Annotated in this window: 2 protein-coding genes; one reads left to right on the top strand and one right to left on the bottom strand. The window is 40.8% G+C overall.

Annotated elements, in window-relative coordinates; genetic code table 11:
* The first annotated feature begins 46 nt into the window (after positions 1–46).
* On the top strand, positions 47–214 hold the full coding sequence (locus tag AB4653_RS27460) for a hypothetical protein (protein WP_009846446.1): 168 nt from the start codon (positions 47–49) through the stop codon (positions 212–214).
* A gap of 75 nt (positions 215–289) precedes the next feature.
* Here AB4653_RS27460 and AB4653_RS27465 read toward each other — a convergent pair whose 3' ends face one another.
* Complete coding sequence (locus AB4653_RS27465) at positions 290–592, bottom strand: thiamine-binding protein (protein ID WP_032555230.1); 303 nt, start codon at positions 590–592, stop codon at positions 290–292.
* Positions 593–671 lie beyond the last annotated feature (79 nt).

A 671-nucleotide genomic window follows, 5' to 3' on the forward strand; every position in this document is an offset into this window, starting at 1 on the left:
GTAATATTAAGGTAGGTACCTTTGTACCTGAAGGAGTGGTGTCGGTATGAATAAAAAGAACGTAAAACTCAAAAAAGAGCCAGTCAAAGCACTGGATCGTAAACCGATCGGGGCGAAAGATGACCCTGAAGAGACTCCGCGTGATTGGCATTCGATGTCAGAAGAAGAGCGAATGGAAATCCTTTCTCACCTTTCAGACATGCCTTTTCAATAATACCGCTGGTTCTTCAGAGTCTTTCTTAAAGGCCCTGTTTTCTTAAATAAACAGCTTTCTAAAATAAAAATGTTATTAAACAAACATGTGATTCGCTTTCGTTACACCACGATGATACGTGCAAAATGTATCATCGGCTTCCGTGGTTTTACTGTGAATTTTAATGTTTGTGATCACTTCTACAGCCCCTGCATCGTAGCAAGCTTGTTCTGCTTTTTTAACGATATCTAGCAGTAGGTTGAGTTCACCTTTCATCGTGGTTTCCATAGCTCCGACTTGGAAAGGCACATCGGCAGCTTTCACAACTTCAATTGCTTTATCAACCACTTCGAAGTTGTTGCCTTCTTTAACGCGAGGGATCACTTGGAAGGCAACCATCACTTCTTTTTCTCTTTTTAACTCAGGCACTTTCTGCTTACTCTTGGATAGGGAATTGTTGCAGATGATAGGTTAATAC

The sequence above is a fragment of the Vibrio sp. 10N.222.48.A3 genome (assembly GCF_041475345.1).
Classification (GTDB): domain Bacteria; phylum Pseudomonadota; class Gammaproteobacteria; order Enterobacterales; family Vibrionaceae; genus Vibrio; species Vibrio tasmaniensis_A.

Excerpts from the sequence above, each read along its gene's own strand:
- AB4653_RS27460 (WP_009846446.1), top strand. The coding sequence starts at position 47 with ATGAATAAAAAGAACGTAAAACTCAAAAAAGAGCCAGTCAAAGCACTG.
- AB4653_RS27465 (WP_032555230.1), bottom strand. The coding sequence starts at position 592 with ATGGTTGCCTTCCAAGTGATCCCTCGCGTTAAAGAAGGCAACAACTTC.